The sequence below is a fragment of the Occallatibacter sp. genome (assembly GCF_049510455.1).
Lineage (GTDB): Bacteria > Acidobacteriota > Terriglobia > Terriglobales > Acidobacteriaceae > Telmatobacter.
Genome location: NZ_JBEKYX010000023.1, coordinates 1 through 25,852 on the forward strand (window position 1 = coordinate 1; position 25,852 = coordinate 25,852).

Annotated in this window: 25 protein-coding genes, 1 tRNA gene, 1 pseudogene and 1 riboswitch; of the genes and pseudogenes, 14 read left to right on the forward strand and 13 right to left on the reverse strand. The window is 58.8% G+C overall.

Annotation, left to right across the window (positions count from 1 at the left end):
* The 4 genes and pseudogenes from ABSG47_RS06200 to ABSG47_RS06215 all read left to right on the forward strand — a co-directional run.
* Positions 1-107, forward strand: a pseudogene (locus ABSG47_RS06200) (IS5/IS1182 family transposase); the annotation flags it as partial.
* Positions 108-258: 151 nt separating this feature from the next.
* A complete protein-coding gene (gene glpK / locus ABSG47_RS06205; protein WP_424167806.1) occupies positions 259-1,743 on the forward strand; it encodes a glycerol kinase GlpK in 1,485 nt (494 codons plus the stop codon).
* Positions 1,744-1,746: 3 nt separating this feature from the next.
* A complete protein-coding gene (locus tag ABSG47_RS06210) occupies positions 1,747-3,315 on the forward strand; it encodes a glycerol-3-phosphate dehydrogenase/oxidase (RefSeq protein WP_424167808.1) in 1,569 nt (522 codons plus the stop codon).
* A gap of 18 nt (positions 3,316-3,333) precedes the next feature.
* A complete protein-coding gene (locus ABSG47_RS06215; RefSeq protein ID WP_424167811.1) occupies positions 3,334-3,594 on the forward strand; it encodes a UBP-type zinc finger domain-containing protein in 261 nt (86 codons plus the stop codon).
* A gap of 114 nt (positions 3,595-3,708) precedes the next feature.
* Here the strand turns inward: ABSG47_RS06215 and ABSG47_RS06220 are convergent, their stop codons facing one another.
* Positions 3,709-5,415: a pectate lyase-like domain-containing protein gene (locus tag ABSG47_RS06220; protein WP_424167814.1), complete on the reverse strand. Its 1,707-nt coding sequence runs from the start codon at positions 5,413-5,415 to the stop codon at positions 3,709-3,711.
* 52 nt (positions 5,416-5,467) lie between these two features.
* Here ABSG47_RS06220 and ABSG47_RS06225 point away from each other — a divergent pair, with 52 nt between their 5' ends.
* Together ABSG47_RS06225 and ABSG47_RS06230 are read left to right on the forward strand one after the other, a co-directional pair.
* Positions 5,468-6,457, forward strand: coding sequence for a sugar phosphate isomerase/epimerase family protein (locus ABSG47_RS06225; protein WP_424167816.1), 990 nt, complete (start codon positions 5,468-5,470; stop codon positions 6,455-6,457).
* Between the two features lie 33 nt (positions 6,458-6,490).
* Positions 6,491-6,769: a hypothetical protein gene (locus ABSG47_RS06230; protein WP_424167818.1), complete on the forward strand. Its 279-nt coding sequence runs from the start codon at positions 6,491-6,493 to the stop codon at positions 6,767-6,769.
* Positions 6,770-6,784: 15 nt separating this feature from the next.
* Here the strand turns inward: ABSG47_RS06230 and ABSG47_RS06235 are convergent, their stop codons facing one another.
* On the reverse strand, positions 6,785-7,234 hold the full coding sequence (locus ABSG47_RS06235) for a hypothetical protein (RefSeq protein WP_424167820.1): 450 nt from the start codon (positions 7,232-7,234) through the stop codon (positions 6,785-6,787).
* A 206-nt stretch (positions 7,235-7,440) separates the two neighbouring features.
* Here ABSG47_RS06235 and ABSG47_RS06240 point away from each other — a divergent pair.
* From ABSG47_RS06240 to ABSG47_RS06260, 5 genes are all read left to right on the forward strand, one after another.
* A tRNA-Arg gene (locus ABSG47_RS06240) sits at positions 7,441-7,517 on the forward strand.
* Between the two features lie 34 nt (positions 7,518-7,551).
* Positions 7,552-8,382, forward strand: coding sequence for a hypothetical protein (locus ABSG47_RS06245; protein ID WP_424167822.1), 831 nt, complete (start codon positions 7,552-7,554; stop codon positions 8,380-8,382).
* Positions 8,383-8,397: 15 nt separating this feature from the next.
* Positions 8,398-8,730 carry a hypothetical protein gene (locus tag ABSG47_RS06250; RefSeq protein ID WP_424167824.1) on the forward strand — a complete coding sequence of 111 codons (333 nt, stop codon included), beginning with the start codon at positions 8,398-8,400 and terminating at the stop codon, positions 8,728-8,730.
* A 169-nt stretch (positions 8,731-8,899) separates the two neighbouring features.
* Positions 8,900-10,099 (forward strand): hypothetical protein, encoded by a 1,200-nt coding sequence (locus ABSG47_RS06255; RefSeq protein WP_424167826.1) that lies wholly within the window; start codon positions 8,900-8,902, stop codon positions 10,097-10,099.
* Positions 10,100-10,160: 61 nt separating this feature from the next.
* On the forward strand, positions 10,161-11,981 hold the full coding sequence (locus ABSG47_RS06260; protein WP_424167828.1) for a CRTAC1 family protein: 1,821 nt from the start codon (positions 10,161-10,163) through the stop codon (positions 11,979-11,981).
* Between the two features lie 29 nt (positions 11,982-12,010).
* Here ABSG47_RS06260 and ABSG47_RS06265 read toward each other — a convergent pair whose 3' ends face one another.
* The gene (locus ABSG47_RS06265) at positions 12,011-12,649 is read right to left on the reverse strand and encodes a hypothetical protein (protein ID WP_424167830.1); all 639 of its coding nucleotides are present in this window, start codon (positions 12,647-12,649) and stop codon (positions 12,011-12,013) included.
* A gap of 402 nt (positions 12,650-13,051) precedes the next feature.
* A riboswitch (TPP riboswitch) is annotated at positions 13,052-13,148 on the forward strand.
* Between the two features lie 61 nt (positions 13,149-13,209).
* On the opposite strand from ABSG47_RS06265, the gene ABSG47_RS06270 reads away from it, so the two are divergent.
* The 3 genes from ABSG47_RS06270 to pnuC are packed head-to-tail and all read left to right on the forward strand — an operon-like array spanning position 13,210 to position 17,312.
* Positions 13,210-15,555 (forward strand): TonB-dependent siderophore receptor, encoded by a 2,346-nt coding sequence (locus ABSG47_RS06270; protein WP_424167832.1) that lies wholly within the window; start codon positions 13,210-13,212, stop codon positions 15,553-15,555.
* A gap of 18 nt (positions 15,556-15,573) precedes the next feature.
* A complete protein-coding gene (locus tag ABSG47_RS06275) occupies positions 15,574-16,734 on the forward strand; it encodes a phosphotransferase enzyme family protein (protein WP_424167834.1) in 1,161 nt (386 codons plus the stop codon).
* The gene (pnuC, locus tag ABSG47_RS06280) at positions 16,731-17,312 is read left to right on the forward strand and encodes a nicotinamide riboside transporter PnuC (RefSeq protein WP_424167836.1); all 582 of its coding nucleotides are present in this window, start codon (positions 16,731-16,733) and stop codon (positions 17,310-17,312) included. Before ABSG47_RS06275 ends, pnuC begins: the two co-directional genes overlap by 4 nt.
* Here pnuC and ABSG47_RS06285 read toward each other — a convergent pair.
* From ABSG47_RS06285 to hisI, 10 genes are all read right to left on the reverse strand, one after another.
* On the reverse strand, positions 17,285-18,280 hold the full coding sequence (locus ABSG47_RS06285; protein WP_424167838.1) for a 2-hydroxyacid dehydrogenase: 996 nt from the start codon (positions 18,278-18,280) through the stop codon (positions 17,285-17,287). The genes pnuC and ABSG47_RS06285 overlap by 28 nt on opposite strands.
* Before the next feature lie 26 nt (positions 18,281-18,306).
* The gene (locus tag ABSG47_RS06290; RefSeq protein ID WP_424167840.1) at positions 18,307-19,482 is read right to left on the reverse strand and encodes a pyridoxal phosphate-dependent aminotransferase; all 1,176 of its coding nucleotides are present in this window, start codon (positions 19,480-19,482) and stop codon (positions 18,307-18,309) included.
* A gap of 96 nt (positions 19,483-19,578) precedes the next feature.
* Positions 19,579-20,256: a 1-(5-phosphoribosyl)-5-[(5-phosphoribosylamino)methylideneamino]imidazole-4-carboxamide isomerase gene (locus tag ABSG47_RS06295; RefSeq protein WP_424167842.1), complete on the reverse strand. Its 678-nt coding sequence runs from the start codon at positions 20,254-20,256 to the stop codon at positions 19,579-19,581.
* Positions 20,250-21,029 (reverse strand): imidazole glycerol phosphate synthase subunit HisF, encoded by a 780-nt coding sequence (gene hisF, locus ABSG47_RS06300; protein ID WP_424167845.1) that lies wholly within the window; start codon positions 21,027-21,029, stop codon positions 20,250-20,252. Before hisF ends, ABSG47_RS06295 begins: the two co-directional genes overlap by 7 nt.
* Positions 21,026-21,631, reverse strand: coding sequence for an imidazole glycerol phosphate synthase subunit HisH (gene hisH, locus ABSG47_RS06305; RefSeq protein WP_424167901.1), 606 nt, complete (start codon positions 21,629-21,631; stop codon positions 21,026-21,028). The genes hisF and hisH overlap by 4 nt, the downstream gene beginning before the upstream one ends.
* Positions 21,631-22,230, reverse strand: coding sequence for an imidazoleglycerol-phosphate dehydratase HisB (gene hisB, locus ABSG47_RS06310; protein WP_424167847.1), 600 nt, complete (start codon positions 22,228-22,230; stop codon positions 21,631-21,633). Before hisB ends, hisH begins: the two co-directional genes overlap by 1 nt.
* Positions 22,227-23,324 (reverse strand): histidinol-phosphate transaminase, encoded by a 1,098-nt coding sequence (gene hisC / locus ABSG47_RS06315; RefSeq protein WP_424167849.1) that lies wholly within the window; start codon positions 23,322-23,324, stop codon positions 22,227-22,229. Before hisC ends, hisB begins: the two co-directional genes overlap by 4 nt.
* Entirely contained in the window at positions 23,317-24,621 is a 1,305-nt protein-coding gene (hisD, locus tag ABSG47_RS06320) for a histidinol dehydrogenase (RefSeq protein ID WP_424167851.1), read from the reverse strand. Before hisD ends, hisC begins: the two co-directional genes overlap by 8 nt.
* The gene (gene hisG, locus ABSG47_RS06325) at positions 24,621-25,496 is read right to left on the reverse strand and encodes an ATP phosphoribosyltransferase (RefSeq protein WP_424167853.1); all 876 of its coding nucleotides are present in this window, start codon (positions 25,494-25,496) and stop codon (positions 24,621-24,623) included. Before hisG ends, hisD begins: the two co-directional genes overlap by 1 nt.
* On the reverse strand, positions 25,486-25,836 hold the full coding sequence (gene hisI / locus ABSG47_RS06330; RefSeq protein WP_424167855.1) for a phosphoribosyl-AMP cyclohydrolase: 351 nt from the start codon (positions 25,834-25,836) through the stop codon (positions 25,486-25,488). Before hisI ends, hisG begins: the two co-directional genes overlap by 11 nt.
* Positions 25,837-25,852: the final 16 nt, after the last annotated feature.

A 25,852-nucleotide genomic window follows, 5' to 3' on the forward strand; every position in this document is an offset into this window, starting at 1 on the left:
TCGCCAAACTCAAACTCTTCCGAGGTATCGCCACCCGCTACGACAAAACCGCCAGGAACTTCCTCGCTGCAATACACCTCGCCGCTTCTACTATATGGCTCATTTGATGACACGCCCTAGGAACCAGGGTTTTAGATCAAAGACAAATTTTCTTTAAATTTTTAACTTTTGTATCTGCGAACAGCTCCGGGAGCTGTTTCCGTTTGCCCGCTTCGCCCTTATCGTGGTTCACTGGTGGCCGAAACGGAAAGGCAGCTCATGACCTGCATCCTGGCACTCGATCAGGGCACCACCAGTTCCCGCGCCATCGTTTTTAACCACGCCGGCGAAATCGTCTCCGTAGCCCAGCGCGAGTTTCAGCAGTTTTACCCGCAGCCCGGCTGGGTCGAGCATGACCCCGAAGAGATCCTCTTGAGCCAGTTCGCCTGCGCAAAAGAAGCTCTGACGAAAGCCGGCGTAAGCGTCAAAGACGTCGCCGCCATCGGCATCACCAACCAGCGCGAGACCGCCATCGTCTGGGACCGCGCCACCGGCAAGGCCATTCATCCCGCTATCGTCTGGCAGGATCGCCGAACAGCCGCATTCTGCAACGAACTTGAAGCCAGCGGCGCGGGAGAAACCGTAGCCAACCGCACCGGCCTGGTAATTGACTCGTACTTCTCCGGCACCAAGGTCAAGTGGCTCCTCGACAACGTGCCCGGAGCGCGGGACCGCGCCAACCGCGGCGAGCTTGCCTTCGGCACCGTGGACTCCTGGCTCATCTGGCACCTCACCGGCGGCAAACGCCACATCACAGACGTGACCAATGCCTCGCGCACGCTGCTCTACAACGTTGTCGAAGGCAAGTGGGATGCGGAGCTGCTCAAGCTGCTCGATGTGCCGGAGTCGCTTCTGCCGGAGGTCGTCTGGTCCAGCGAGCGCGTCGCTGAAACGACCGCCGAAGGGCTGAGCGGCATTCCTATCGCAGGTATCGCCGGCGATCAGCAGGCCGCGCTTTTCGGCCAGATGTGCTGGTCTCCCGGTGAGGCCAAGAACACCTACGGCACCGGCTGCTTTCTGTTGCAGAATATCGGTACGGAATTCGCCCGCTCCAAACACAAGCTGGTCACAACCATCGCCGCCAGTGCCCGCAAGCGCCTGGAATACGCCCTTGAAGGCAGCATCTTCATCGGCGGCGCAGTGGTGCAGTGGCTGCGCGATAACCTGCGTCTCATCGGCTCCTCAGCGGACGTGGAAGCACTCGCCCGCGATGTTCCGGATGCCGGCGGCCTGGTCTTTGTGCCCGCTTTTGTCGGCCTCGGCGCGCCGTGGTGGGACCCGCATGCGGGCGGCCTGCTCATTGGCCTGCGCCGCGACACCCGCGCCGGCCACATCGCCCGCGCCGCGCTTGAAAGCATCGCCTTCCAGGTAGCCGATGTGCTCGAAGCCGTAAAAAGCGAAACCTCCACGCCACTCAGCGCTCTCCGCGTCGATGGCGGCGCAGCAGTCAACGATCTGCTGATGCAATTCCAAGCCGACCTGCTCGGCGTTCCTGTTGTCCGCCCGCACGTCACCGAGACCACGGCTCTCGGCGCAGCCTATCTGGCCGGTCTCGCCACAGGCTTCTGGGAAAGCCCGGAAGCTCTGCGCGCCGGCCAGCAAAACGACACGCGCTTTGAACCGAAGATGGATGCCGCTGATGCAGCCGCACGCCGGGCACAATGGCTCCGCGCCGTCGAGCGGTCCAGAAGCTGGACGGAGTAAGCTATGCGCCGCGACACAATGCTCCAAAAGCTGCGCGACCGGCAAACTCCCGGCCAGGAACCCTTCGACATCGCCATCATTGGCGGCGGAGCCACCGGCATGGGCGTAGCTGTCGATGCCGTCGCGCGCGGCTTTTCTGTTGCGCTCGTTGAGGCGTATGACTTTGGCAAAGGCACCAGCTCGCGCTCCACCAAGCTCGTTCACGGCGGCGTGCGCTATCTCGAACAGGGCAACGTGCCACTGGTCATGTCCGCGCTCAAGGAACGCGGCCTGCTTCGCCGCAACGCACCGCATCTGGTCCACGATCTCGCCTTCGTCGTGCCCAACTACTCCTGGTGGGAGGCGCCGTTTTACGGCATCGGCCTCAAGCTCTACGACCTGCTCGCGGGCAAGTACGGCTTCGGCGCATCGCGTCTGCTATCGCGTGAGGAAACACTGGAGCGTTTGCCCAACCTCGAACCGGAAGGCCTCACCGGCGGCGTCATCTACTACGACGGTCAGTTTGACGACGCGCGCCTGCTCATTCACTTGGCCATGACGGCGGCGGAGCGCGGCGCAGCTATCGTCAACTACTGCCCCGCTACCGGATTCACCCGCGACTTCGAGGGCTTCGTAAGCGGCCTGACTGCCCGCGACGCCGAAACCGGCGAAGAATTCACCATCCCCGCGCGCATGGTCGTCAATGCCACCGGAGTTTTTACCGACACCGTTCGCCGCATGGCTGAACCCGATGCGGAAGATCTGCTCGTTACCAGCCAGGGAATCCATCTCGTCTTCGACCGCAGTTTTCTCAAAGCGGAATCCGCTCTGATGGTCCCGCGCACCAGCGATGGCCGCGTCCTCTTCGTCATCCCGTGGCATGGGCACGCCGTAGCCGGGACCACGGATACACCAGTCCAAAGCCCATCTCTCGAACCGCACGCGCTCGAAGAAGAGATCGAATTCATTCTTGAGACCGCCGGACGCTATCTCACCCGCCAGCCCACGCGTGCTGACGTTCTTAGCGTTTACGTGGGCCTGCGGCCGCTGATCAAGAGCGACGGCAAGACCTCCGCGCTCTCCCGCGATCACCTCATTCATGTCGATTCCTCCGGCCTGCTCACCATCACCGGCGGTAAGTGGACCACTTATCGCCACATGGCGGAAGACTGCGTTGACCATGCCATCACCCTTGGCCGGCTGGACGAACACCCATGCCCGACGAAAGACCTGCACATTCACGGATACGTGGAAAACGCGGAATCCCTTGGCGATTTGCAGGTCTACGGCGCGGATGCCGCGGCCATTCAGGCGCTCGCGGCAAGCGATGCAACACTCGCGCGGCAATTGCATCCTGGTCTTCCGATGATTGGCGCGGAGATCGTCTGGGCCGCACGCGAAGAGATGGCACGGACCGTGGAAGACTCGCTCGCCAGGCGTACACGCGCGCTGTTTCTCAACTCCAGGGCCGCGATGGAGATGGCGCCTCGCGCGGCAGAGTTACTGGCCCGCGAACTGGGCCGCAATGAAGCATGGGCGCAGGAGCAGGCAGTTGTATTCTGCAAGCTGGCGGAGCAATATCAAGTCCAGTGAGAATCAGGAGATGAATCGATGGCAACCCAATGTACACACGTTGCGGATCATGTAAAGAAGGTCAAACCGAACACCAAAGGCTGCGAAGAATGCCTGAAGACCGGCGACACCTGGGTCCATCTCCGCATGTGCCTTGAGTGTGGGCACGTCGGCTGCTGTGACTCCTCCAATGGCCGCCACGCGCGCGCGCACTTTCATGCCACGCAGCATCCCATCATCCAGTCCGCCGAGCGCGGCGAAGACTGGCGCTGGTGCTACATAGACGACACGTATCTGTGAAGCAGGGACAAAGGGAAAGAGGGAAGAAGGGACAAGGCTGGGATGCAACCTGACGCGCAACAGGTGGGGTAAGTACGTTTTTGTCTGGAACCCTTTGTCCCTTGTCCCTTTGCTTTATGGAAAGTCCGTCACCTTCGGCGTCTTGCGCGGCTTCGTTGCGGTTGGGCCGCCTACATCGTCAATTACGTTCGATATCTCGCCCAGGTTATCGAGCGCTATCGTAATCATGTCGTGAAACCGCACCTCCGGCGCGCGCGGAACCTCAATTGCCCGTGTCAGCGTCACATTCGGATGCCGGAAGACTGAATACACGCCCAGCCCCCACGCCTCATGCGATTTCACATCCTCGGCAACCTTGTACGAAGCCCATCCATTCACACCCGAAGCTGAAGTAAAGCTCGCTTGATCCGGTGGATCGTACGGAATCTCCGACTGATAGAAATAGGTCCGCCCCGCTTCACCCTTCCACAGCACCTGAAATTGTTGATGGTGTTCCACAAACAGCCCATAGGCTGTCACACGGTCGCCATTCACCACCAAACCATTCGCGCTCGTGTTCTGCGTCCACCCCACGCCCTTGCCATGATCCGCGCGCCAGATCCACGTGTGATCAATCAGCGTGTCATTTGCATTCACGCGCAGATTCACCTGCGCACGTCCAACGCCCGCGCCGCCTACGCGAAAGAAAACGTCGCTCAACGTAATCGGGTTCCGCGCATGATTTGTTTTTGATTCCGGAACCCCGACCTCCATCAACACCGGCGACTCTTTCTCTCCCGCATCAATCAGCAATCCCGCAACAATGACGCCATCCTCATCCCCCACCGTCATTGCCGCCGTGCCATTGATCGGCTTCAGCGTCGCAAATCCCAGGCCCAGCACAACAGTATTGGCCCGTGTCACTCGCAGCGGTTCCGTCAGCTCATAAATCCCCGGCGTCAGTAGCAGGCTCTTGCCCTTCGCAAGCTCCGCATTGATCGCAGCCGCCGAGTCCGCAGGCTTCGCAATATAAAACTTGTTCAGCGGAATCACCTTTCCCGGCGTCTGCCCGCCATGCCAGGTAATGCCGCTTGTATTCATCTGCAATCCAGGCACCCGCACGCCCCATCGCCCGCGCCCGTCCACTTCGAGATACGGCTTTTCACGAGTCACCGGCGCGCGCTCAATCGTCGTGTAAGGAGGCTGCGGCCACTGCCCCGCCGGCGGATGATCAATGCCGACAAAAACCATGTTCCAGTTCGCGCCTGTCCACGATTTCCATTCGGAATTCCTCGAAATCCACTGCTGCTGCGACCCCGAGTCCACATTTCCATCAATCACCGAGTCCGCCATCCATCCGCCGCTGGCCCATCCGCGCTGCTGATGCAGTACCAGGTTGCCAACAATGTGCATCCGCCGGAAGGGTGCAGCTTGAGATACCGCCCATTGCGTGGCGCCTCCCGCCGGCACAATAGAAAAACCCTCCATTCCACGCCAGAAGGTACACGTCGCATTGTTGCGCGGCAGGCTCGCATCCGCATGCACATTGCCTGCAATTCGTACCCCGTCCGGCGTCGCGCCCACGCCCAGCACCTGCGTATAAAACCCGATCGGAATGTCCACGTGGTACTCGCCGGGCAAAAAGATGAACGCATTTCGCTGTGTCCCGAATTCGCTATGCTGCTGCGCCGTATACATCGCGTCGATCTTCTTCTGCATCTCCGCTGCATCGCTCTTCGAGGTGAAGACCTCAACATTCGGTCCGAAGTCTGGAACCTTCGCCTGCGCCATCGCCACTGCGCCAGAGATGCCGAGCAACGCACTCACAACCAAACCACGCATCAGAATCTCCTTGAACTAAGCTCTAAATCGAACTTATATGTGTTCAAAAATCATGCGAAAGAATCGCGCGCCCATCCTATCGGCCCACACCGCTGCGCGGCAACGCAATCTTCCTTGCGCAACTCTGCCGCTGCGCGTAAAAATGGCCTGCACGCAAATCGACAAGATCATCGAGGCTCAAATGACAGCATCCATTTCCCGCAGGGAGTTTGTGCGGATCGGCGCAGCCGCCGCGGCCGCAACAGCAGGCGCATCGTATCTCAGCGCAGCCGAAGTTAAGGCCCCGCTAGGTTTGCAGCTTTACTCCGTTCGGGAGCTGCTACCCAAGGATTTCGACGGCACGCTCGCCAAACTTGCTCCCATGGGATACAAAAACGTGGAGGCCGCCGGCTACTACAACAAGACCGCCGCCGAGTGGCGCGCCGCCATGGACAAGGCCGGCCTGCGCTGCACCAGCACACACCACCCTCTTCCAATGCTCAAGCAGCATGAGGACGAGTACATCGAGTTCGCTCACACGGCGGGAATTGAGTACATCGTGTGCCCCTCACCCATGAAGAAAGACCCCAGCGTAAAAGGCCCCATGACGCTCGACGACTGGAAGTGGTCCGCGAGCGAGTTGAATCGCATCGGCGGCAAAGTAAAATCCGCGGGCATACGGCTGGGCTACCACAATCACACTCCGGAGTTTGAGACGCTGGACGGTGTGCTTGTCTACGACGAACTTCTCCGCGACACTGACCCCAAGCTTGTCTTCTTTGAGATGGACTGCGGCTGGGTCAAGGCTGCCGGCCAGGACCCGCTCACATGGCTCACCAAGACCCCCGAGCGCTTTCCGCTTCTGCATGTAAAAGACATGGAGAAAAAGGCCAATGGCCAGTCGCACTCAACGATCATGGGCAAAGGCTACATCGACTACCGCCCTATCCTGCGCGCCGCCAAGGGTCTCAAGCAGTACTTCGTGGAGCAGGAGGAGTTCCAGGGCGACATTCTCGATGAACTGCGCCAGGACGCTGAGTACATGAAAAACTTCCGCTACTGAGCGCCCGTCCTGCGCATCCTTTAGGCTGGAAGCATGACAGTCTTTGACGAAAAGCGCCAGGAGTTAGAGCAGCATGAGTTCATGATGGGCCGCGAGCGCGGGCGACTCGCCGTGGCCCTCGACATGCTCACCGATTCGCTCATCCTAGTAGGCCAGCATGGAGTTTACTGCGCCTCCACCCGCAATCCATCCAAGCCCGCACTCGACCTGCAGGCAGTGCTCGGAGGCATGGAGGGTGCAAAGGAGCTGATCAAATCGGTGATGGAGGAGATTCGGAAAAAGAGGGAAGAGGGAGAAGGGAAAAAAGGCTAGAAATCGCGACGTGAGCTAACGCGCATCGAGCCAGGTCTTCTCAAAGCTCGTCACGCAGGTTACACCGGCCTTCTTCTTTGAGTCATCGGTCTTCGTGGTGTAAAACGGCGTTTCCGATCCCTTCAAATAGGCGCGCATGTGCACCTCGGACGAAAAGCTCATCGTCGTCGAATATGAGGTAGCGCCATTATCGTCCGTCGATTGGCTGTTTTGCTTCTCGTGGTCCGTTTTCTTATCGAACCGAAGAACAATATCGGCGCTGTCGGAGTCATCCACCACAGTAAAACGGCCCCAGCGCTTCAACTGCTCCAGCGCGCCGTCGGAGACTTCGCCCGTCTTTGTGTCGTTGAGAATCGCGACGGTCTTCGCGGTAAAAGCACCCCGCGGCATAGGCCCCTGTGCCGGAGCTGCGACAAAAGCGAACAAAGCCAGCGGAAATAAGAGAGCGCGGAGGAACAGCTTCAACGTGTGTCTCCTTGAGACGATTTCTCTCGATCGCGTATCAGCATATCATCGGCATCGGTCACCCCATCCGTGGGATTGCCTGTTTTGTACCGTGTGGTGTGGGCTATCGAAAAGCCTCCTGACGCTTCTACGGTTTTTGCCTTTTATCGATAAACCCTTCTTCCGTTTTCCCTCTGTCCCTGCTTTTGCGGTATCCTTAAAAGAGCGCGCCCGTAGCTCAGCTGGATAGAGCGAATGCCTCCGGAGCATTAGGTCGGGAGTTCGAATCTCTCCGGGCGCACCATCCTTTCTACAAATCTCGTCTAAAAAGTTAAAGAATGAAATTCCATTTTCCTTTTTCCGCAAACGAAATTCTCTGGGCGCTCACCTTTGCCGGCTATCTTGTGCTGCTGGTGGTGCTCATAGGCCGCGACCGCGCGCGCCGCTTCCCCTGGTTTACCGCAAACTCGGTGCTGATCGCTTTTCGCCTGCTCACAGCCAAGATGCTTTATGGCCGCCTCGCGCAAATTCCCATGGCGGAGTTCTTCATTGGCCTGGCGCTGCTTGGCTCGCTGGTGGACGTGGGCATGCTGCTGGAACTGGCACGCAAGGGCTTTGCGGGAATCAAGCGCAGTGCATGGGTCGCAGGCGCGCTCACGCTGATGATCCTCGGTGCGATCGTACTGTACTTCTGGGGCGAGTGGCCCTCGCTGCAAACCATCACTGCCGGCGGCGGCCTCATTGCCACCCTTCAGTTGCTGCAGTTTATTGCGCTTAAGTCCAGTCTGCTCCTCGATGTCGAAACTGTTCTGCTCGGCCTTGCAATTGTTATATTTGGCCCACGTTTTCATGCCGGGTGGAAGACACACATCCAGCGCATCATGATCGGTCTCTCCGCTGTCTCGCTCGCGCAGCTTGCAGCGGAAGCCATCGCACAGATCATGGGCCACAATGCTCATCCCAAAACAATGGCGGAAGCCCAGCACATCCTCGATCTGCGCGACCGCGTCTTCTACGCCAACAGCGCTGTGCTTGTTCTGGCGCTCATCTGGTGGATCTGGTGCCTGTGGAAGAATGAACCGGGACAAAACGAGTCTGGGCAAATCGAATTGGCTGCTGCAAATCCGGCCTCGCCTGAGCGAGGCGCTACCATTTCGCAGCCTGAGTAGTCCTACAATAGCTTTATGAAGCGGCTCTGGCCTGCACTCACGCTCGTCCTGCTTGTGCTCGGCACGCTCGTGCCTTGCGATGCGCTGTGCATCAGCGCGCATCAGCAGACCGCGCATGCGTGCTGCCGCCACACCAGCAGCACGCCGGAAGTGAAAACCTGCTGCGCTCCGCGGCCTGCGCAGCAATCCGCTATTCCACAAGTAAGCCAGTTAGCCCCGGTAGCGGTCCATCCGCATAACTGCGCGCCGTCCACAGTCACAGCGCTTCTTTCGCGCACGGCGCACTCGCGCCGGCTCCTGTTTCCGCCGGACGCCGCACCCGCTCCACATCTTGTCCTCCGAACCTGATACTCCGCAAACAGCACTCGAAGTGCGCGGGCCATAAAGGTCCGTGCATGCAGTCATGTGCATGTTTCTCCGGAGGATTCCGTTGCGTTGGTTCTACATTTCCGCATTTTTTGCAGCTTCGGTCTGTGTTCAAGGCCAAAATCAAAGCCAGATGTCCATGAGTATGCCCATGAATATGGGTGGGCCATCTCAGTCATTCACCGACAGTCTTCTGCGCCACAGCGGCTCCGGCACCGATCTTGAGCCTGCCGCTTACTCGCCGCCCATGATCATGCGCATGTCCGACAACTGGATGCAGATGCTGCATGGCGAAGTCTCCGTCGTCGAACAGCAGCAGACCGGTCCGCGCGGACACGACAAGTTCTTCAGCGTCAACTGGGCCATGCCCATGCTGCAACGCTCCTACGAGCACAGCGAGCTGACGCTGCGCGCAATGTTCAGCCTCGAGCCCGCCACCGTGAGCGGACGCTATTATCCAGAACTCTTTCAACAAGGGGAAACAGCTTTCGGCAAGCCGATCGTGGACGGCCAGCATCCACACAATCTCTTCATGGAGCTTGCTGCGTTGTACGATGTGAAGGCTGGCTCACACACCTTGCTGAGCCTGTACGGCGGGCCGGTTGGCGATCCTGCCCTCGGTCCGGAGGCCTTCCCACACCGCGCTTCCATTGGCGACAATCCACTGGCTCCTCTCGGCCACCACATGCAGGACTCCACGCACATTGCCTGGGATGTTTTAACCGGCGGCATCGCCATTGGCTCAGGCTCCCGAGGCATCCGCATTGAAGCCAGTGGATTTCATGGACGCGAACCAGGCGAAAATCGCTGGACCATCTATCAAGGCGCGCTCGACTCCTGGTCCACGCGGCTCAGCATCGCTCCGCACCGCGACTGGGCGGCACAATACTCCGTCGGCCATCTGCATTCCCCGGAGGCTCTGCATCCTGACGAGGACATTCTGCGGCAAACAGCGTCCGTCGCATGGCATCACACATCAGGCCAGAACAATCTCAACACAATCGCAGTCTGGGGCCGCAATCACACCATCGGAACCGGCATCAACGCGAACAGCTATCTCCTTGAAGGCGCGCTCAGCCTGCATGCAAAGCAAACCATCTGGATGCGTATTGAAAATGCGGACCGCACCACGGATCTGCTTGGCGCGGATGCTCCGCCTGAAGAGACCGTCATCGGTCGCGTTCAAGCCTATACAGGCGGTTACGCGCATAGCATCTGGCACAATCACTGGAGTGCGGCTGAGCTTGGAGCACAAGGCACGGCATACGGCGTTCCCTCTTCGCTCACACCGCTCTACAGCGCGCATCCCTTCGGTGTGGCCGCCGTGCTGCACTGGCGCATTGGGCGTTAGCAACCAACTCCACCTTTCGATGGATATTGAGCAATCACACGCGGAATTTATACTGGCGCCCATGTTCAAGGGCTCAGTTCCAGCCGCATTTGTGGCGTTCCTTGGTCTGCTTACAGTCAGCCTTACCGCTGCACAGTCAGAGGGCGCACAGGCCCCCGCCAAAAGCGGCCAGGAGACCGGCTCGCCGCATCCCGCGCAGTTGGACGCGCAGCATCGCCCTATCACCGCCGGCGGCTTCGTCAAGGACGGTCCCGTCGTATTCGAAGATGCTTCGGAGAAGTCCGGCTTGACCAAATGGACCCACAAGATGGGCACGCCTGCCAAGGACTACATCGTCGAAACCAAAGGCTCCGGCATAGCTCTGCTCGATTACGACAACGACGGATGGGTGGACATATACGTCGTCAATGGCTCGACATTCAAGGCACTCGATGGCAAAGAGCCCGCACCTCACGCCGCGCTCTTTCATAACAACCACGACGGCACATTCACTGACGTGGCCGCACAGGCCGGTGTGACCAATGACCGCTGGGGCTTTGGCGTAGCCATCGCCGATTATGACAACGACGGCTGGCCCGACATCTTTGTGTCGAATTGGGGCGCAAACCGGCTCTACCACAATAACCACAACGGCACATTTACTGACGTTGCCGCCAAGGCCGGCGTTGCGCTCAATGACCCCGCAGCATGGCACTCAGGCGCAACGTGGGGAGACTATGACGGCGACGGCCGGCTCGATCTCTTCGTCGCCGGTTATCTGCATTACGACAAAAACAACATGTCCGCCGCCGGTGGCGCAGATGCGCCCAATGCATTCTGCACCTTTCGCGGCGAAGGGGTAAGCTGCGGCCCGCGCGGCCTCAAGGGCGAAGGCGACCATCTCTTCCACAACAACGGCGACGGCACATTCACGGATGTGAGTGAGAAAGCCGGCGTCTCCGACAAGCCCGGCTACTATGGCCTCGGCGCAGTCTTTGCCGACATCAACAACGACGGCAAACCGGACCTGCTCGTGGGCAACGACTCCACGCCGAACTATCTTTACCTCAACAAAGGCGACGGCACATTTGAAGATGTAAGCTACGCATCAGGCTTTGCACTGAATAACGCAGGCCGCGAAGTGGCCTCAATGGGCATCGCAGTAGGCGACTACGAAAATAATGGGATGCTCGATGTCTTCGATACCTCATTCAGCGACGATTACAAGCCGCTTTACCACAATGAAGGCGACGCCAACCTCACCGACATCAGCTATCAACTTGGCTTTGCCGAAATTTCTGTGCCATTCCTTGGCTGGGGCGATGCCTTCATTGACTACGACAACGACGGCTGGAAGGATCTGCTCTGGGCCAATGGCCACGTTTACCCGCAGGCCGATAAATACGCCTGGGGAACCACATGGGCGCAGCGGCCCATGCTCTTCCACAACATCGGCGGAAAGAAATTTGAGCCTGTGCCGGCCGTGGAAGGCTCCGGCCTCGCGCTCGTTATCGCAGGCCGCGGCATGGCCGTTGGCGACCTCTTCAATGACGGCAAGATCGATGCCGTCATTAACGTGATGGACGGCCATCCGGTGCTGCTACGCAACGTGAGCGCGGATAAAAATCATTGGATTGAGTTCAAGCTCGTCGGCGGGCCTAAAAGTCCGCGCGATGCAGTCGGCGCAACCATCTACGTCACTGCGAACGGTATGAAGCAGCGCGGCGATGTGATAAGCGGCGGCAGTTATCTCTCAAGCAACGATCCGCGCCCGCACTTTGGCCTTGGCACTGCCTCCAGCATCGATGCAATAGAAGTCCACTGGCCCAGCGGCAAGGTCGAGTACTTCACCGCACCCGGCGTGGACCGCATTGTCACGCTCACCGAAGGCAGCGGCAAGTAGCATGCCAAAATATGACAACCACAACTTCTTTATTCGCTTTCGTCGTTGTCACTGTCGGTATCTCCATTGATAGTGATACCAAGTCCACCATTGGTACTTTTTTTCGTTTTGCCGGATATGTCACTCGTTTCCGCGAGTTCTTCGATCAGAAATAAGAGGCGGGTTATGTTCCATCTAATTGGTTCTCTATGCCGTTTGGACAAAGACAGCGGTTGAAAGCATCCTGCCACAAGAAAAACTGCGCTCATAATTCCGAAATAGCGGTTCCGTAGCGCAGGTGCCACGTATATGGCTGCCAGTTCTGCGAAACCGCAGCCGAGGAAAGTGCGCATGGTCAAAAACGCTTCTCGAAATCCCGCAGGAGCTTTTCCGAGCACAGCCAACCATGCTTGCCATTCCTGATCCACCCACTCCCAATTACCTTTGCTAGGCGTGATACCGTATTTCCGTTTCAGAAGTTGCGTGGCTGCCATGCGCTGACACTTTAATACCGGTCGTATCTCAAAAGGAACCTTCTTCTGCCGGGCCCACATAATGATTCTCCATAAATGGCGAACATTCCGTTTGGGTGGCATTCCTTGCAGACGGCCAACGACCTTGTAGAGCCAATCAGAGCCGAGAGTTAAATGAAATATGAAATACCGCTGAGCAAAATAAAGAAAGTCCATAAGCAAATCAGCGAACTATGCCAATATAAAGAAGGTCTGTCCGACTATTAGGCATGAAATAAGAAAGATGAAAAGCAGCGCATATCCTTGAAACGGATATATCTGCCTTGTCTGTTCGAGTGCTTTATGTGCGAACGGGGGATCGGCGTAGACGATAGTAAGCTCAAATACAAGACCTGGAATTATGCCCAGCAGATAAGTGCCGAGACGCTTCGGAATGAGATTCGATGCGTCGATCTTAATCATGTGCTTTCCTATCGCGCTAGTTATTTCAAGGATACGCCAGCTTAGTTGACGCTCCAAGTCTCCTACATCGGAAGATTCACTGGGTGTAGCGCTGCAAATGAGGCTGCAAATGAGATGGAGTATTTGCCCTCCGACAGCAAACGTGTTTCAATCTTGTTATTGAAACAGGGGTGCTCCGCTACGAGCGGGGCTGAGAAATACCCTAGAACCCGATCCGGATAATACCGGCGTGGGAAGTTTCGGCAAGCCACCGTTCCTTCTTAGCGGCATTTCAGCATGGGCGCTCTTGTTTCAGCAGAAACAAGAGGTGTTCCATGGGCCGTAACCAGACCCAAGCCGCTCTCCGGCATACAATTCGTGGCCTCGTGCTTGCCGCGCTTGCAGTTCGCCTCGCCCTGTCGCAAACTCCCGCTGCGCCACAGCAGCAACAGCAGCAGCAGCAAAAACCGCTGCCGCCTGTCACCACCACCATTGAAGTCCACGCCGAAATCAAGGAAACCTATCGCCCCGATGCCGTCACCGTCGGCACGCTCAACGGAGCGCCTCTGCGCGAAACACCCGTCTCGGCTCTTGTCGTCACGCAGCAGCTTCTCGCGGATCAGGATGCGCGCCTGCTCTCGGATGTGGTCAAGAATGACGCTTCCATCGGCGAGGATTACGCGCCTGTGGGCTACTATGGCGACTACGAAATTCGCGGCTTCCCAATCGATCTAGCCACTGGCCTCGAAATCAACGGAATGACCATCGCCGGCGAACAGGATGTGCCGCTTGAAAACAAGGAACGCGTCGAGTTTCTCAAAGGCATTGCAGGCGTGGAGAGCGGCGTCACCACCGCGGGTGGTCTCATCAACTTCGTCACCAAACGCCCCTCGCCCATCAAGGCCATGGACCTCGCCACGGATCATCGCGGCAGCGCATTCGGAGACACCGATCTCGGCTGGCTCTTTGGCAGCGGCAAGCAGGTGGGCACGCGCTTCAACCTCGCTGGGGAGCGCATCGCCAGCTATGTGAACGGCGCCAACGGCTGGCGCGGCATGGGCGCAGGCGCGGCGGACTGGCACATCGCCCCACTGATGAGCCTCAAGTCTGACTTTGAATATCAGCACAAGGTCGAGCGCTCCGTCTGTGGCTATCAACTCCTCGGCGGCGATGTAGTTCCCGACATCGACAAGATTTCTCCCTCGACGATGCTAGGCTTCCAACCCTGGGCGCCACCCAACACCTTTGACACCTACAACACCAGCGTGCGCCTCGACCGCGATCTTCCCCGCAACTGGCAGGCCTTTGGGCAGGCTAGCTTCAGCCACTCGCTCATCGACGACAACGTGATCTACGCCTATGGCAACAGTGAAACCGCTCCGTCTTATTTCTTCGCTCCGGACGGAACCTACGATATCTACGACTACCGCGATCCTGGTGAACTGCGCATCGATGCGCAGGCCGAAGCTCTCGTCGCCGGTAAAATTCGTACCGGTCCCATCACTCAAGACCTCGCCTTTGGCGGCGAGATCTTTCGCCGCAGCGTGCAACAGCCTGGTTATTTCACGCAGGACAATCCATACTCGCCCGATGGCATCATCCAGGCCGGCGCCGTCTATACCTGGATTGGCTCGGAGAATATCTATCAGCCCGATCAGCCGTTCCCCATGGAGAGCCCGGTGCAGCAGGCCGGACCGCGCCGCCTGTGGGAGGACAATCACCAGTCCGCGCTTGTGATGCAGGATCGGCTGCATCTGCCAGGCCGCATCGATCTGCTCGCCGGCGGCCGCCTTGATTCGCTGCGCGATAACAACTACTCGCTCACCTCCGGCTGCACCGACTTCGGCCTTGATCCAAATCCCTGCGTGCCCGTTCCTACCCGCAAGCTTCTCTGGCTGCCCACGTATGCCATCACGTTCACGCCCGTAAGCAGTCTCATGTTGTACAGCAATTACAGCGTGATGCTCTCACTCGGCCCGCAGGGCCCCTGGTGGGTGGATAACGCCAACGACTATCTCGCGCCGTACTTCACACGCCAGGCGGAGATCGGCGCAAAGTACGAGCCCAACCAGCGCATCCTGCTCACCACCGCGCTCTTTCACATGCGCGCGCCGTTCTTCTACCCCAAAATCATTCAGGCTCCCGACAGCTTCTGCTCCTACAACTTTGTCGACGGCAGCCCTGTTGCTCCGGGCGATCTCTGCTTCGAGTCCGAAGGCCGCGAGACGCACAACGGCATCGAGTTGAACGCGCAGGGACGCGCCACGCACTGGCTGCAGCTCACCGCATCCGCCGCCGCCATGAATGCCACCTCCAATAACACAGGCACGCCGTCTTACGACAATAAGCAGGTCATCAACGCGCCGCGCGTTCGCACCGCGGTCTTTGCTGACATGCTCATTCCGCATGCCAGGAATCTCCACCTCATGCCAGGCTGGAGCTATACCGCGCGCAAGGAAGCCACGCGAGACGACGCGGTCAGCGTACCCGGCTACAACCTCTTCAACCTGGGCGCGCGCTACATGCCGCGCGGCGAAGACGGCCATGTTACGCTTCGGCTTTATGCTGACAACATCACCGACAAGCGCTACTGGAAAGACACCGGCGCCAGCTACGGCGACACCTTCATCCACCTTGGCGCGCCTACAACCGTGCGCCTCTCAGCGCATTACACCTTTTAAGGAGCGCACTCGACACGCATGAGCGCCACTGCAAACGCGCACGGACTTGACGGCAAGCTTGTTGCCCCGGACTGGCCTCCGCTCACACGCGACGAGGTGCACAATGTGCTGCGCCACTTTGATTCGCTTGCCGGATCTGTTGAGCTGCTCAGCGTCAGCCCGCGCCCCTTCTCTGCCGCCAGCGTTGTGCGCGTGGGCTCGCGTCGTGTCTTCGTAAAGCGCCATGCGCGCCCGGTGCGCGACGCCGCTTCTCTGGGCGAGGAGCATGCTTTCATGGCGCATCTTCGCGCGCGCGGAGCAAGCGTGCCGCTTGTCCTCGCAGATCGCAGTGGCACAACCACAATCGAAATCGACAACTGGACTTATGAAGTCCACGAGCTTCCCCGCGGTATCGATCTCTACGAAGACGCCATCTCATGGACCCCGTTCTTTTACACCAGTCATGCACATTCTGCAGGCCGCACGCTCGCGCAGTTGCATCTGGCGTCAGCGGGCTTTAGCGCTCCAGTTCGCAAGCACAGCCCACTCGTTGCAGGCTTCAGCATCTTCGCCGCACAGAACTCGCACAACGCGTTGCAGTCGTATTTATCTTGGCGGCCGAAATTGAACGCATATCTTGAACGCGCCTCCTGGCTCGCCGAATCGATGGACCTTCTTGCGCCATTCCACGCCGAGTTGGTGCCGCTATTGCCCGCGCTCACGCCACTCTGGACACATAACGATCTTCATCCTTCCAATCTCTTCTGGTCCGCATCCAGCCCAGCCGCGCGCGCCACTGCCATCATCGATTTCGGCCTCTCCGATCGCACCACCGCTGTGCACGACATCGCTCATGCCATCGAGCGCAGCATGGTTGAGTGGCTCGCGCTCCTGCAGTCGCCCCACGCACCGCGCAGCGTGCCCGTTCATCTCGACCATCTGTTCGCACTACTCGATGGATACAACTCCGTGCGGCCTCTCAGCCGTGAGGAGCGCGCCGCACTTGCGCCGCTTACCGCGCTCTGCCACGTGGAGTTCGCACTTTCAGAAGCCGATTACTTCCTCACCGTACTGCACTCCGAAGATAAGGCCCGCATCGCCTGCGAGAGCTACCTGCTTGGCCACGCGCGCTGGTGGCGAGAAGCCGACGCAGCTCTGCTGAACAAAATTCGCGCATGGGCCGAGGCTGAATCCGCATGATCGCTTATCTTCTCGCACGCTGGCTTGAGTGGCTGGGCGTCATTACCACCTGCCTCGGAATCTGGCTCACCACGCGGCGCAATCTTCTGTGCTGGCCCATCACGCTTGCCGCAGACATCATTTATCTCATCGTTTACTACCGCACCTCCCTCTTATCGGACACGCTCCTGCAGGTTTTCTTCGTCGCATTTACGCTTTATGGCTGGTGGAACTGGCATCGCGGAGTCCGCGCGGAAGGCGAAGTCCGCATTCAAAAGCTCGCGCCTTCCAGCGCCGTCATCGCCATTATTTTGGGAGCCATTGGCAGTGTTGTGCTCGGCTTCATCACGCAGCATCTGCATGCAGCCCTGCCCTGGCTCGACGCACCCCTCGCCAGCTATAGCCTCGTCGCCAGCTATTGGCAGGCGCGCAAACACATCGCTAACTGGTGGCTCTGGATTGTCATCGATATTCTTTATGTCGGCGAATACATCTACAAGAATCTCTGGCCCACAGCGCTGCTTTACGCGCTGCTCGTAGCACTCGCCATCCTTGGCCTTCGCAGTTGGAGTCAGGCTCCCATTGAGGCTGCGTCTTGAATCCCCGCCTGCACCACGTTCTCAAGTGGCTTTCCCTGGATGTAGCGTTCCAGCTCCGCCGCCACTACCTTCAGAGCCCGCTGCATAAATCGCGGACTCGAACCCCCGATGTGCGGCGTGATGTACAGGTTTGGGCATTTCCACAGCGGGTGTGCCTCGGGCAACGGCTCCGGGGCAGTCACATCAATAGCCGCGCGAATCCTGCCCGAATTCAGCGCCTCCACTAAAGCATCCGTCTGCACTACCGGCCCGCGTGCTGCATTCACCAGCAGCGCTCCCTGCTTCATCCGGCTCATCTCCCGCGCACCCATCAGACCGTGCGACTCCGGAGTCAGCGGCAGAATCAGAATCACAATATCGGCATCCGGTAGAAGCCCACCTAGCTCGCTCACTGGATGCACCATCGGTGCCGTGCGCGCCGTGCGTGCCACGCGCGTCAGCTCCACATCGAACGGTTGGAGCATCCGCTCAATATCTTTGCCGATGGACCCATAGCCCACCATCAACACTTTTCTTCCCGCCAGTTCTTCCTGCATCACCGGCGGATAGATCGCACCCTCATCCGGATGCAGCCGCGCATATAGCTCAGCAGCTTCCTTTCGCCGTTTCCAATTGCCGGAGGCTTGAATATCGCAATAGAGCGGCACATACTTCAGCGACGCAAAGATCGCCGCCATCGTCCATTCCGCAGTAGCGATATTGTGCGCTCCACGCGCGTTGCAGATCGTCACGCGTGGCCCTACAGTCTCTGGAATCCATTCGGTGCCCGCCATCAACGAGAGCACCAGCTTCACACCGCGCAGACGCTGCCATATCTCCTTCGCACGCGGCGTCAGCGCATCAGGAATCCACACATCCAGATCCACATCGTGGTCAAGCCCCGCCTCAAGCGGTACCATCTCCGCGCCTGTCGGCATCACGGTCAACAGGCTCGCATCAATTCTCGCTGGATAGCCGACTCTCATCATCGATCCGTACACTTCTCCTCTGCGGTTTAACGAAAAAACTTCCGAAGTGCCTCCGCACACGCTTCAATCTCCGCCACCGGGATTGCATAGCTAAAGCGCAGGTGCCCTTCACCCTGTGCGCCAAAGACCGAACCGGGAATGGTGGCGATGTGCGCCTTTTCAAGCAGTATCTGCGCGGCTGCGCGGCTGTTTTTGTCAATCTTCTCCGCACTTGGAAAAGCATAAAAAGCCCCCGCCGGCGGCGCGCACTCAAGGCCTACTTCATTCAGCGCCCTCACCAGCAGATCCCGCCGCTTACGATACTCTTCGCGCGTGGCCGTAATTCTTTCCTCTGGTGTCTTCAACGCCTCAACCATTGCGTATTGCACAAACGTCGTCACGCCATTCGTCGAGTAAAGCACGATCTTCTTCAGTGCTGACATGAACGGCTCCTTCGCAACCGCATATCCGCCCCGCCAGCCCGTCATGCCATACGATTTCGAAAACGTGTAGCAGGTAATTGTGCGCTCGGCCATGCCCGGAAGCGAGGCAATCGAAAAATGCTCGCCCTCATACACCAGATCCTCATACGCCTCATCTGCAATCACAATCAGATCGCGCTCAATGGCAAACGCAGCAACTTCTTCCGCTTCCGCGCGCGTAAACACCAGCCCGCTCGGATTCTGCGGCGTGTTGTAGTAAACCGCCCGCGTCTTCTCCGTGGCAAACTGCTCCAGCGTCTCGCGAATCCCATTGCGCCGCGCCGTCACCGAAGGCACCAGCAGAGGCCGCGCTTGTGTTCCCGTAACCAGATCAGCGATCGGCGTCCAATACGGCGAGAAGACAAGGCAATCATCGCCTGGGTCCAGCACGCTCTGAAACGTTGCATAGAGCGCCTGCGACCCGCCCACCGTGGCAATCACTTCATCTTCCGTCACCTGAATTTTGTTCTTGCGCGACAGCTTCTCCACCAGCGCGCGCCGCAACGGCGCAATCCCGGAAGACGGCGCATAATGCGTCTGGTTCTCCACCAGCGCGCGCACCGCAGCAAACTTGATCTCATCCGGCGTTTCAAAGAAAGGCTCGCCGCCGTGCAGTGAGTGTACCGTCTGTCCTTCAGCGCGTATCGCCATCACCTTGTTGCGAATCTGCACAATGTCCGAGAAACCCACTTCATCCAGCCGGCGCGCAAGCCGGATCCCGCTTTGCCTGGTCGTAGTCATCGCCCCGCCTTTCCATGTATCTCGTCTGCTTCCAGAATATCCGACAAATAACCTTACACCGCGCCGTGGTTGGTGCGCTCGCTCACGCTGAAGTGGTCACACCGCAAGCAGCTCCGTGTATACCGCCATGCCCACCACCGCGTCCACTCGCATTGCATCTAGCGTATCCACTTCCTGCTGCGATCGAATTCCACCCGCGACAATCAGCTGTCGCTCCGTCAGCTTGCGCAGCCGCTGGGCCACATCGAACGGAAAGCCTTGCATCATCCCTTCACCATCCACATGCGTATACAGAAACGCCGATGCATATTTTTCCAGCGCGGGAATTGCCGCATCCGGTGTCAAATCCACATTTGCCTTCCAGCCCTTCACGGCAATGAGCCCATTCTTTGTATCAATGCCGGCCACAATTCGCTCCACGCCCAACGCATCTGCCAACTCCGCGGCAAATGCTCGATTCACAGATCCCTCCTCTGTGAACAGCGCCGATCCAATGATGACGCGCCTCGCGCCTGCATCGAGAAGCTGCTTCCCACGCTCCGCAGTGCGTACTCCGCCGCCCACCTGGCACAGCAGCCGCTTGCATATCTGCTCCACCAGCTCCGCATTCTCGCCCTGCCGCATCGCTGCGTCCAGATCGATGAGTTGCACCAGCGGGAAGCGTGAGAACTTCTCGATCCAATATTCAAAATCATCAAAAGCAAGCCGCAATTTTTCGCCCTGCACAAGCTGAACAATGCGTCCACCCAGCAGATCAATCGAAGGAATCAGCATGGCAGCCTCATGGAAATTCCCGCCTGCGCAAGCTCTTCTTTGAGAGACCGCGCACTCTTGAAGCCAAAGTGAAAGATGCTCGCCGCCAGCGCCGCATCTGCTTTGCCGCGTGTAAACACATCCGCAAAATGCAAAACAGTTCCCGCTCCGCCGGAAGCAATTACTGGAATCCGCACAGCCTCGCTCACTGCGGCTGTCAGCTCGCAGTCAAAGCCCGCGCGTGTGCCGTCTGAATCCATTGACGTCAGCAGGATCTCGCCCGCTCCGCGCGCCTCGGCTTCACGAGCCCACTCCACAACCTTGCGGCCGGCAGCCTTGCGCCCGCCCTGCACATACACCTGCGCTTCGCGCACAGGATCAGCGACCTCGGGATCACGTCGGGCATCAATCGCCACCACCACTGCCTGCGATCCAAAGCTGCGACCAATCTCCGCAATCAGCTCCGGATTTGCCAGAGCCGCAGAGTTAATGCTCACCTTGTCCGCGCCTGCCGTAAAAACCTCTTCAGCATCCTGCACCGTGCGGATTCCCCCGCCCACAGTAAAGGGAACAAACAGCTCTCGCCCCGTGCGGTCCACTGTATCAAGCAACGTCTGTCGGCCCTCATGCGTCGCCGTAATGTCCAGCAGCACAATCTCGTCTGCGCCCTCACGCGCATGACGCGCGGCAAGCTGCGCCGGATCGCCCGCGTCCACCATATCCACAAACTGCACTCCCTTCACCACGCGGCCTGCATGCACATCGAGACACGCGATAATACGTCTCGTAATCATCGCGCCATCTCCAGAAAGTTACGCAAAATCTTCAATCCCGCCTCGCCTGATTTCTCTGGATGAAACTGCACACCCATCACATTGCCTCGCTCCACAGCCGCCGCGAACGGCTCCATGTACTCCGTCGTTGCCGCGGTATCCGCGGTGACAGGCGCTTTGTACGCATGCGTAAAGTACACAAACTCGCCCGGCTCGATCCCCGCCAGCAGGCGCGAGGCTGGGCGCGGCGCAATCGAGTTCCATCCCACATGCGGCACCTTCTCTGCGCCATCCGGAAACCGCGCGCACGACTCCGCAAAGTACCCCAGACCCGCATGTTCCGGCGCTTCCGCTGAACCCGCATAAAGCCACTGCATTCCTACGCAGATGCCCAAAAACGGTATGCCGCGTGCAATTGCTTCTCGTATCGCGCCAGTCATGCCCGTCGCATTCAGTCTCTCTGTCGCAGCAAAGTGTCCCACACCCGGCATCACAATGCGTTCTGCATTTCCAATCGGCGCAAGATCAGCATCCGTCACCACTACTTCTGCGCCAAGATGCGTCAGAGCCTTGAGTACGGAAGTCAGGTTGCCAGCTTTGTAATCGATCACCGTTACGCGCATCACAGCAAGCCCTTTGTGCTCGGCAGCATCTTGCCTAGTTGTTTATCCCTGCTGCATGCCACGCGCAACGCCCGAGCAAATGCCTTGAAGATCGCCTCGATCTTGTGATGATTCGATCGCCCGTACATCGTCTTCACATGCACATTCGCGCGCGCGCCCCGCGCAAAGCCCTCAAAGAAATCCGTCACCAGCTCACTCTGTAAATCGCCAACCAATCTCGTGCGCACCTTCGCATCAACAACATAAGCAGTACGTCCGCTCAGATCGACAGCCGCAATCGCCAGAGTCTCATCCATCGGCATCACAAAGTAGCCCGCGCGCAGAATCCCGCGCTTGTCTCCCAGAGCTCGGTCAAAAGCCTCACCAAGCGCAATGCCCACATCTTCCACCGTGTGATGCTGGTCCACATCGAGATCGCCGTCGCACTTGAGGTCAAGATCGAACGCTCCATGCCGCGTGAACAACTCCATCATGTGATCGAAGAAGCGAATCCCCGTCGTTATCTTGTATTGCCCTGAGCCTTCAATCACCAGCCGGATCGCAATCTTCGTCTCCGTTGTGTTGCGCGCAAACTCCGTTGTGCGCTTTGCTTCGCTCATCGTCTCACTCCACTCAACTCAATCGTCTCCTTCGCTGCTTCCATTGCTGCAACTGCACGACGCATCTGCTCGCGCGTGCCCACCGTGATGCGTACGCAACCATCGCATACCGGATCGCTCGACCTGTCGCGCACCAGAACGCCCGCCGCGCTCATGCGGCGCACAAACTCTGCGTGCTGCGCTCCAATCTCAACCAGAACAAAATTTGCCCGGCTCGGCCAGCGGCGAATCCCCATCGCATCAAGCGCAGTCTCAAACTCCGTCCGCGCTGCCAGAACTTCTGCGACATAATTGACAAGATATTCCGAATCACTCAATGCAGCAGGCAGACACGCCAGCGCCACCTGGTTCACGCTATACGGCGAAAGCACGCGTCGAATCCAGCGCATATTTTCCACGCCACTCGCTAATAGTCCCACGCGCAGACCAGCCAGCCCGTAGGCCTTCGAAAATGTGCGCGCCACCACCAGGTTCGGCAGCTCGCCGAGCAGATCCATCACAGTTTCACCGTAGAAGTGAAAGTAAGCTTCATCCACAAGCACAATCGCCTGCGGCGCGCGCTCAGCAATCGCCACAATCTGCTCGCGCGTGGCCACCGATCCAGCGGGACTGTTCGGGTTCGCAATCGCGACAATCTTCGTCTTCGGCAAGATCGCTGCCATCAACCGCTCGAATGGAAATGCAAGGTCGCCCGCTGCAGGCACCGCCACAATCTTCGCGTCGGTCGCGGTGGCGTACACCTCATACATCGTGTACGTCGGCACAGGAAGCAGCAGTTCGTCTCCGGCATCGAGAAAGGCCTCAAAGAGCACGTGGATCGCCTCATCTACGCCGTTGGTCAGCGCCACATTTTCCGGCTTCAAACCCAAATGTGCAGCAACCATCGCCTCCACCGGCGCGCGTTCCGGATAGCGCGTCAGATTTTCAGTCGATATGCGCGCCAGCACCTCGCGCACCGCCGGCGAACACGCCACCGTGTTCTCGTTAAAATCCAACCGCATTGCATCACGACAGCCCAGCGGCGGATGATATTCCTTCATCGCCTCCACGCGTGCGCGCGCCTTTGGAAATATCGTAGAAGGGAACTCAGCCATTCGCCTTCCTCCCACGCCGCGCGTTTTTCAAACTGGCGCTCTTCAGCCGCACTCGCACAGTCTCCGCATGTGCCTTCAAACCCTCCGCTTCGGCCAGAAGCACGGCCTTCGGACCCAGCTCGCGGATCGCTTCCGCGTCATACTCCTGCACCGTGATGAGCTTTACAAAATCATTCCCACTCAGTCCGCCGCGCACGCGCGCCAAGCCGCCGGTGGGCAGTGTATGGTTTGGTCCGGAGATGTAATCCCCCATCGGCTGCGCCGACCAGCGTCCCACAAAGACCGATCCCGCATTCCGCACCCACGCAAGATCTTCCATCGAATCCACCGTCAGATGCTCGGGCGCGATACGATTCGTCAGCTTGCGCGCCTCTTCAATCGACGCCGCCACAATCACAGCACCATTCCGCTTCAAGGCCTCGCGCGCAACCGCATTCGTTCGCGCCCGCGCCTTCGTCTCCGCAATCACCTCTTCAGCCAGCGCCTTGCGTGTCGTGATAAAAATCGCGAGCGCTTCCGGATCGTGTTCTGCCTGCGCCACAAGATCAGATGCAATCTCTGCCGCCGTGCCGCGCTCGCTCGTCACCACAATCTCCGTCGGCCCCGCAAGCATATCAATCGCGCAATCGAACGCAACCTCCCGCTTGGCAGCAGTTACATACAAATTTCCAGGCCCAACAATCTTGTCCACCCGCGCAATGCTTTCCGTTCCATACGCCAGCGCTGCAATCGCCTGCGCGCCGCCTACGCGATAAAACTCAGTAATGCCCAGCAGATGTGCCGCAGCCAGCGTCTCGCGCGCAGGATTAGCTGAGACCGCGACAATTCGCTCCACACCCGCCACCTGCGCGGGAACCGCAGTCATCAACAAGGTTGACGGCAGCGGATGCCTTCCGCTCGGCACATAACATCCCACCGCGTCCAGCGGGCGCACAAGCTGTCCTGTAATAAGTCCCGCAATCGGTGCGCATTTCCAGGCCTGCGGCATCTGCCTCTCCGCAAATCCGCGAATCTGCTTCGCAGCCGTCGTCAAAGCGGCACGCATAGCCGCGTCACAAGCCTCCCATGCAGCAGTCATTTCATTTGCGCCAATACGAAGATCCTCAACATCGACAAGCCCATCGAGCTTCTTCGCATGCCGCAGCAGCGCGCGGTCGCCACCGCGCCGCACATCGGCCACAATGCGGCGCACCGCGGGCAAGACACTATCGAGCGATGTCCCACCCCGCGTCTCCAGCGCCGCAATCATCTCGGCAGCCTTGCGTGCGCCGCGCCCGGTTGTCTGTATCAACCGCATCAGAGCACAACCTTATTCAGCGGATACTCCACAATCCCCGTAGCCTGCGCCGCCTTTAATCGCGGAATCACATCGCGCGCCACCCGGTCTTCCAGAATCGTGTTCACCGCCACCCACTCCGCATCGCTCAACTGCGAGACCGTCGGCGAGTTCAACGAAGGCAGCACTGCAAGTACCGCGTCCAGGTTGACCTTCTTCACATTCAGCATCAGGCCCACCTGCGACTGCGCATCAATTGCCCCGCGCAGCATCAACGCCAGCGACTCGAGCTTTTCCTTCTTCCACACATCGGCCAATGCTGCCTTGCTTGCAATGAAATGCGTCTCGCTCTCCATTACCGTGTCAATAATCTTCAGATGGTTTGCCTTGAGCGAGCTGCCTGTCTCCGTCACTTCCACAATCGCATCGGCCAGCATGGGCGGCTTCACTTCCGTTGCGCCCCAACTGAATTCCACCTTCACGTTCACGCCCTTGTTCGCAAAGTACCGCTTGCTCACTTCAACAAGTTCCGTTGCAATGATCTTGCCTTCCAGATCTTCAGCTTTCTCAAAGCCTGAGTTCTCCGGAACCGCCAGCACCCAGCGCACCTTACGCCTGCTCTGCTTGGCATAAGTCAGCGTGGTCACACTCGTTAGCTCCAGGCCGCTCTCCACCACCCAGTCAATCCCGGTCAGCCCCGCATCCAGCACACCGTGATCCACATAGCGCGCCATCTCCTGCGCGCGAATCAGCATGCATTCAATCTCGCTGTCATCAATCGTAGGAAAGTAAGACCGCCCATCCGCGTAGATATTCCAGCCCGCGCGCTTGAACAGCGCAATGGTTGCATCCTGCAGGCTTCCCTTGGGAATTCCGAGTCTCAGCTTATTTGCCACTTGCGGCCTCCGTGTTCTCAGCACCCAGTGCAATCGGTCGAGTAAAGCAGCTCACCGTGCCCTCGTGGCACACCAGCCCATCGCCTTCCACCTCCACGCGAAAGAGCAGCGTGTCGGTGTCGCAATCGGTTGAAGCCGAGATAATCCGCAGTCTGTTGCCGCTCGTCTCGCCTTTCATCCACAGCTTCTGGCGCGTTCTGCTCCAGAAGGTTACAAAGCCCGTCTCCAGCGTCTTTGCATAGCTTGTGGGATTCAGAAACCCCAGCATCAGTACTTCACCCGTCTTCGCGTCCTGCACAATGCCGGGCGCCAGTCCGTCCATTTTCTCGAAGTCAATCATGACCCTGTCTCTATCG